The organism is Pseudomonas sp. 43(2021) (genome assembly GCF_017490805.1).
In the GTDB taxonomy this organism is placed as follows: Bacteria; Pseudomonadota; Gammaproteobacteria; order Pseudomonadales; family Pseudomonadaceae; genus Aquipseudomonas.
In genome coordinates, this window is record NZ_JAFGYJ010000013.1 from 104,926 (window position 1) to 112,306 (window position 7,381).

The 7,381-nt window shown below is 65.6% G+C and carries 6 protein-coding genes; 4 read left to right on the forward strand and 2 right to left on the reverse strand.

Features of this window, described 5'->3' with window-relative positions; translation table 11 throughout:
* Positions 1-148 precede the first annotated feature (148 nt).
* From J5M71_RS13610 to J5M71_RS13625, 4 genes are all read left to right on the forward strand, one after another.
* Positions 149-2,125, forward strand: a complete 1,977-nt coding sequence (locus tag J5M71_RS13610) for a sigma-54-dependent Fis family transcriptional regulator (RefSeq protein WP_207832792.1) — start codon at positions 149-151, stop codon at positions 2,123-2,125.
* Positions 2,126-2,191: 66 nt separating this feature from the next.
* Positions 2,192-3,541: a UDP-N-acetylmuramate:L-alanyl-gamma-D-glutamyl-meso-diaminopimelate ligase gene (mpl, locus tag J5M71_RS13615; RefSeq protein ID WP_063911089.1), complete on the forward strand. Its 1,350-nt coding sequence runs from the start codon at positions 2,192-2,194 to the stop codon at positions 3,539-3,541.
* On the forward strand, positions 3,538-4,167 hold the full coding sequence (ubiX, locus tag J5M71_RS13620) for a flavin prenyltransferase UbiX (RefSeq protein WP_016715383.1): 630 nt from the start codon (positions 3,538-3,540) through the stop codon (positions 4,165-4,167). Before mpl ends, ubiX begins: the two co-directional genes overlap by 4 nt.
* Complete coding sequence (locus tag J5M71_RS13625; RefSeq protein WP_207832794.1) at positions 4,164-4,451, forward strand: YceK/YidQ family lipoprotein; 288 nt, start codon at positions 4,164-4,166, stop codon at positions 4,449-4,451. Before ubiX ends, J5M71_RS13625 begins: the two co-directional genes overlap by 4 nt.
* Before the next feature lie 108 nt (positions 4,452-4,559).
* Here J5M71_RS13625 and J5M71_RS13630 read toward each other — a convergent pair whose 3' ends face one another.
* On the reverse strand, positions 4,560-5,204 hold the full coding sequence (locus J5M71_RS13630) for an oxidoreductase (protein ID WP_207832796.1): 645 nt from the start codon (positions 5,202-5,204) through the stop codon (positions 4,560-4,562).
* A gap of 27 nt (positions 5,205-5,231) precedes the next feature.
* Entirely contained in the window at positions 5,232-6,965 is a 1,734-nt protein-coding gene (locus J5M71_RS13635; protein ID WP_207832798.1) for a C13 family peptidase, read from the reverse strand.
* Between the last annotated feature and the right edge of the window lie 416 nt (positions 6,966-7,381).

Here is a 7,381-nt window from a genome sequence, read left to right on the forward strand (position 1 = left end):
AAGCCTGCCCCACGGTTGCTGTGCCAGCACCGGTACGCGCGGGGGTGACACTTTGTGCCATTTGCGACACGTAACCGGAGGGTGCATTGCAAAGCCTTCCCGGGTGGAGGATGCTGGCGGGACTCTCTATCTGCGGAGAACTACAACAATGCAGAGCAATCTTTTCAGTCGCCATGCCCAGCAAGTCCACAGCGTTGCCCATGGTGGGGCCGGAGAGGGCGGCAGCGACCCCTCCATCGCCCGCTCCTGGCTGCGCTGCCTGGAGGACTACCACCTCGACCCGTCGGTGATCGAGGCCCCGGTGGTGCTCGAACACGGGCGCCTGCTGGAAAGCCGCGAGCGCCTGCGCCAGGTGCTGCAGATTGCCGACCATGAAATGAACAGCCTGCACCAGCAGCTTTCCGGGGCCGGCCATGCGGTGCTGCTGACCGATGCCCGTGGGGTGATCCTCAATTGCGTCAGCGCGCCGACCGAGCGGCGCAGCTTCGAGCGCGCCGGGCTGTGGCTGGGCGCCGACTGGAGCGAGGCACGCGAGGGCACCAACGGCATCGGCACCTGTCTGGTCGAGCGCCAGGCGCTGACCATTCACCAGAACGAGCACTTCCGTGGTCGCCACACCGGCCTGACCTGCTCGGCCAGCCCGGTGTTCGACCCGCACGGCGAGCTGCTGGCGGTGCTGGATGTGTCTTCGGCACGGCCCGACGTTTCCCGGCAGAGCCAGTTCCACACCATGGCCCTGGTGAACCTGTCGGCGAAGATGATCGAAAGCTGCTACTTCCTGCGCCATTTCGAACAGCAATGGCTGTTGCGTTTTCACCTGCAGGCCGAGTCGGTCGGTCTGTTCAGCGAAGGCCTGCTGGCCTTCGACGGTGACGGGCGCATCTGCGCCGCCAACCAGAGCGCGCTGAACCTGCTGGGCACGGTGCGTGGTGGCGTGCTGGGCAAACCGCTGGAACGCTTTTTCGCTTGCAGCCACGACGAACTGTTCAGCCGCGCCACGCCCGCTGGCAGCACGGCCTGGCCGCTGCGCACCCTGGACGGGCGCCAGGTGTTCGCCAGCCTGCGTGGTCAGGCGCGCGCACCGGTGTGGTCGGTGCCAGCTGCCCAGCCGCGACCCGTGCGGGACGTGGAGCCGCTTATCTGCCTGCTCGACCCGGCCTTGCAGAACGACTTCCGCCGCAGCGTGCGGGTGTTCGAGCGCGATGTGCCGTTGCTGCTGCGTGGCGAGACCGGCTGTGGCAAGGAGGCTTTCGCCCAGGCTGTGCACCAGGCCAGCGAGCGGCGCGGCAAGCCGTTCGTCGCCATCAACTGCGCGTCGATCCCGGAGAGCCTGATCGAGAGCGAACTGTTCGGCTACCGTGGCGGCAGCTTTACCGGCGCGCGCAAGGAAGGCATGCGCGGCAAGCTGTTGCAGGCTGACGGCGGCACTTTGCTGCTGGACGAGATTGGTGACATGCCACTGACTCTGCAAACCCGCTTGCTGCGCGTGCTGGAGGAGCGCCAGGTGGTGCCGATCGGTGGCGAACCGCAGGCGGTCGACGTGCGCATTGTCAGCGCCACCCACCGCGACTTGCTGGAGCGGGTGGAGCAGGGCAGTTTCCGCGAGGACCTGTATTACCGCCTGAATGGCCTGGAAGTGGCGTTGCCGGCGGTGCGCGAGCGCAGTGACAAGGCGCAGTTGCTGGACTTTCTGCTGCGTCAGGAGGCGCAGGGGCAGCTGATCGACATCGAGCCGAGGGCGCGCCAGGCACTGCTCGATTTCGCCTGGCCGGGGAATGTGCGGCAGATGCGCAATGTGCTGCGTACCTTGGTGGCGCTTTGCGAAGACTCCCGGATTGTGTTTCCGGATCTCCCCGCCATTGTTCGCGAGGGCTTCGCCCTCGATCGCCGGCAAGACAGTTGCTCCCACATCGACGGCAATGGCTTCACGCCATGTGCAAACCCTGTGGGAGCCGGCTTGCCGGCGATAGGGCCTGCCGCTTTGGAGGATGCCGAGCGCCATGCGCTGCTGGCGACCCTGGAGGCAAAACACTGGCACCTCACCCGTGTCGCCGAGCACTTGGGCATCAGCCGCAATACCTTGTATCGAAAACTGCGCAAACACGGCATCACCAGGGCCGGCTGAGCGAAACATCTGGTGCGATTTATCGCGCCCTGGGCTACCCTGCCTCGATGTTTTGCGAGGTCGACCATGCATATTCACATTCTCGGTATTTGCGGCACTTTCATGGGCTCGCTGGCGGTGCTGGCCAAGGAACTTGGCCACCGCGTCACTGGCTCGGACGCCAACGTCTATCCCCCGATGAGCACTCAGCTCGAAGCCCAGGGCATCGAGCTGACCCAAGGCTATGACCCGGCCCAGCTGGACCCGGCGCCAGACCTGGTGGTCATCGGCAACGCCATGTCGCGTGGCAACCCGGCGGTGGAGTACGTGCTGAACAAGGGCCTGCCCTATGTTTCCGGCCCGCAGTGGCTGGCCGATCACGTGCTGCAGGGCCGCTGGGTGCTGGCCGTTGCCGGTACCCACGGCAAGACCACGACCAGCAGCATGCTGGCCTGGGTGCTGGAGCACGCCGGCATGAGCCCGGGCTTCCTGATCGGCGGTGTGCCGCAGAACTTCTCGGTGTCGGCGCGCCTGGGCGATACGCCGTTCTTCGTGGTCGAAGCCGACGAGTACGACAGCGCCTTCTTCGACAAGCGCTCGAAGTTCGTCCATTACCACCCACGCACGGCGATCCTCAACAACCTTGAGTTCGACCATGCGGACATCTTCCCCGACCTGGCCTCGATCGAGCGGCAGTTCCATCACCTGGTGCGCACCATCCCCAGCGAAGGCCTGGTCATCCACCCCACTACCGAGCTGGCGCTGGAGCGGGTGATCGGCATGGGCTGCTGGACCCCGGTGCAGACCACTGGCGAAGGTGGGCAGTGGCAAGCGCGTCTGCTCAGCCCCGACGGCTCGCGCTTTGAAGTGCTGTTCGACGGCGAAGTGCAGGGCGTGGTGGATTGGGCACTCACTGGCCAGCACAACGTCGCCAACGCCCTGGCCACCCTGGCAGCGGCGCGCCATGTAGGTGTGGTGCCAGCCATGGGCATCGAAGGCCTGAGTGCCTTCAAGAGCGTCAAGCGGCGCATGGAGAAGGTTGCCGAAGTGCAGGGCGTGACCATCTACGATGACTTTGCCCACCACCCGACCGCCATCGCCACCACCCTCGACGGCCTGCGCAAGCGCGTTGGCGAGGCCCCGGTGATCGCCGTGATCGAGCCGCGCTCCAACTCGATGAAGCTCGGTGCCCACCGTGACGGCCTGCCGGAAAGCGTCAACGACGCCGACCAGGTGATCTGGTACGCCCCGGCCAACCTGGGCTGGGACCTGGCTGCCACTGCCGCGCAATGCAAAGTGCCCAGCGTGGTGGCCGACAGCCTCGAAGCGATCATCGAGCGAGTCAAGGGCCAGGCCCGCCCAGGTACCCACGTTGTGATCATGAGCAATGGCGGCTTCGGCGGCCTGCACGGCAAGCTGGCCGAGGCACTGAAGTGAGCGGGCCGGAACGCATCACCCTGGCCATGACGGGCGCCTCTGGCGCCCAGTATGGCCTGCGCCTGCTCGACTGCCTGGTGCGTGAGGACCGCGAGGTGCACTTCCTGATCTCCAAGGCCGCGCAACTGGTGATGGCCACCGAGACCGACGTGTTGCTGCCGGCCAAGCCGCAGGCGATGCAGGCCTTTCTCACCGAATACACCGGAGCCGCCGACGGGCAGATCCGCGTGTATGGCAAGGAAGACTGGATGTCGCCGGTGGCCTCGGGTTCCGGCGCCCCGGCGGCGATGGTGGTGGTGCCCTGTTCCACCGGCACCTTGTCGGCGATTGCCACCGGTGCCTGCAACAACCTGATCGAGCGTGCTGCCGACGTTACCCTCAAGGAACGTCGCCAGCTGATCCTGGTGCCGCGTGAAGCGCCATTCTCCACCATCCACCTGGAGAACATGCTCAAGCTGTCGCAGATGGGCGCGGTGATCCTGCCGGCGGCGCCGGGCTTTTATCACCAGCCGCAGACCATCGATGACCTGGTCGACTTTGTCGTCGCGCGCATTCTCAACCTGCTGAACATTCCCCAGGACATGTTGCCGCGTTGGGGTGAGCACCATTTCGGGGTGGATGATTGAAGCGAGCGCTGGCGGTTGTGCTGGTGCTGGTGCTGCTCGGTGGCTGTGCCACGGTGCGCACGCTGGATGCCAACAAGCCCGGGGCGCCGGTGGTGTATGCCGGTACCCGGCTGGATTTGTATGTGATCAATGGCGGGTGTTGCCCGCGTGATCATTATGGGGCTGATGCCCCGGCGTACCCGGGGCTGGACCTGCCCGGGAGCATGCTGCTCGATACCCTGTTGCTGCCGTTGTCGTTGCTGACAGCGGCCGGTGTAGGCTTCCAGGCCACTGGTGGCCTGTAAGGGCCCTTTCGCGGGCACGCCCGCTCCCACAGGATCTGTGTAAACCTCAAGTGATCACAGTACCTGTGGGAGCGGGCGTGCCCGCGAAGAGGCCATCACCAGTGAAGCCTATTTCTTGCCCAACCTGCGCAACTCATCCGACTCCACTATCCGCACCCCGTCTTCCTCCTCCAGCGCCAGCCGCCACAGCGCCCGGGCCAAGGTACAAGCCTCGATCCCCCGATATTTCCCGGGTATCAGCCTGGAAAACGGCGACATCAGCTTTTCCCCGAGCCGCGGCTGGACCCGCTCGCCCAGCAGCAACGACGGCCGCACGATGGTCAGCTGCGGCCAATCCTGGGCCTTGAGTGCCTCTTCCATCTCGCCCTTTACCCGGTTGTAGAAAATCGACGATTTCGGGTCGGCGCCCAGCGCACTGACCACCAGCAGATGCCGCGCGCCCAACTCCCGGGCACGCTTGCTGAAGGCCACCACCATGTCGAGGTCCACCGCACGGAAGGCCGATTCGGAGCCGGCCTGCTTCAGCGTGGTACCCAGGCAGCAATAGGCGATATCGACCCGCCCGGCCAGCTGCGGGAGGAACACCGCCGGGTCGCCCACCGGGTTTTCCAGGTGCGGATGCTCGGCCAATGGCCGGCGGGTAGGCGCCAGTACGCGGGTGATGGTTGGCTCGTTGAGCAGGCGGTCGAGCAGGTGTTCACCTGTCAGACCCGTGGCACCGGCAAGCAGGACATGCTGAGGCGTCAAATACATGATGTCTCTCCCTTGTTACACACAAGCTTAGTGGCTGCGTGGCGTTTGCGCCTGTTCCCCCACGGTGGCCTGTGCGGCGTTACGCAATGCTTCTTCGGCCTGCTGCCGGCGCAGGTGCTGCCAGTGCTCAAGCACACTCGGCGGCGCCCACAGCTGCGGTTCAGAGGCCTCGAAACCTTCCCTTTGTTCTCTTTCGGCAACGCTGGCGCGCGCCAGTTCAAACGCCTGTTTCAGGTCGTCGGTCTGGTTCAGCGCCTCGGCGAACAGGGCATCGCCAAAGTAGGTGAAATCGGCTTCTTCCGAGCAACCGAAGGACACGCGGTCGGCCCGGGCGGCGGTCATGATCACCGTGCGCTCATCCTTGAGCGCTGCGATGTAGCCCCCTGAATAGCAGGCGGATATGACGATGACCTTGTCGCGATCCTTCAGCGGTGCCAGGGCGCTGGCCAGTTCGTCGGTGGACAGGTCGGCCAGCTGCAGGCGCGGCTGGTCGAGCACCAGCTGGTGGTCCTGGCTGCCATGGCTGGTGAGGTAGATGAACACCAGGTCTTCGGGGCCGCTGCGCTCGGCCAGGGTGCGGGCAGCGCGGGTGAGGTTCTCGCGCGTGGCCATGGCGCGGGTGGTCATGTGGTCGCGGTGGTTGACCAAGGTTACCTGGCCGCGGGCGCCAAAACGCACCTTGAGCATGTTGCTGACGTAGTCGGCTTCGCGCAGGAACACGCTCTGCTGGCCATCGCCGGCCACCACCAGGCTGTATAGCTGGACCGGTGGCGTCGAGCGCGGTACCCGGGCCAGCGCCTCGTCCAGCAACCGGCCCTGATTGAGCAACGCCAGGTCCAGCGGGTCGGGCAACAGCTTGCCATTCTGGTCGCGTATGCGCACACCGTTGCTCCAGGTGCCGCTTTCGACCTTGCCGCTGGCCAGGATCAGCCGGCCCTGACCGTGGTAGGCATCATTGAGGAAGCCGCCGATGTACTTGCTGCCGTCGGCCAGTTGCAGGCTGCCCTGGCCCGACAGGCGCCAGTCGGCGAAGGTACCTTTGTAGTGGCTGCCGTCGCTGCCCAGCAGTTCGCCTTCGCCGACCAGCGAACCGTCCTTGAATTCGCCGATCCACACATCACCCTCGGCGTTTTCGTAGCGGCCACGGCCCTCCAGGCGGTTGTCCTTGAACTCGCCGATGTACTGCTCGCCGTCGACGCTGTCGTAGGTGCCGCTGCCTTCCAGCTGGCCGTTGATGAAGCGGCCGCTGAACTGGTTGCCGCTGGCATCGCTGCGCACCCCGGCACCGTTGGGCTTGCCCTTGGCGAACAGGCCCTGGTAACGGCTGCCGTCGGCCAGTTCCAGCTCGCCGGCGCCTTCATACAGGTCGTCCTTGAACTGGCCGCGGTAGGTCTGGTCGGCTTGCTTGAGGGTACCTTCGCCGTCGCGGCGGCCTCGGCTGAAGGTGCCGGCATAGTGGCTGCCCGGGGTGGTCAGCTCACCCAGCCCCTGGAACAGCCCTGCGGCGAACTGGCCACGGTACACCTCGCCGTTGCGCCCGTGCCATTCGCCCTGGCCGTGCCATTGGCCGTCCTTGAAGCTGCCGGCGTACCAGCTGCCGTTGGGGTAGTCGATCCGGCCTTCGCCTTGCAGCAGGCCATCGACCACCTGCCCCCGGTACCGTCCACCGTCGGGCAGACGCGCGTCCGGCGGGAGCAGCGATTCACCATCGCCGCAGGCGGCGAGCAGCAGGACCAGGGTGATGGGGAGCAATGGACGCATGGCGAGAACCGGGCAATAGGTCTGCCGAGTATGACGCAGAATGGGATCCTGAAACAGCGAACGCATGTGCTGGTGCAGCTCTCGAGCCTGCACTGCATCGAAAAGCTGGCACGGTCCCTGTGGGAGCGGGCGTGCCCGCGAACACCGGCGACGCCGGTGCCATGCAGCGCGTGGTCTTCTTCGCGGGTAAACCCGCTCCCACAGGTCCAGCGGTGACTTTCAGCTTTGCGCAATACCTGTGGGAGCGGCTTTAGCCGCGAACACCGGCGAAGCCGGTGCCATGCACCGTGTGGTCTTCTTCGCGGGTAAACCCGCTCCCACAGGTCCAGCGGTGACTTTCAGCTTTGCGCAATACCTGTGGGAGCGGCTTTAGCCGCGAACACCGGCGAAGCCGGTACCATGCACCGTGTGGTCTT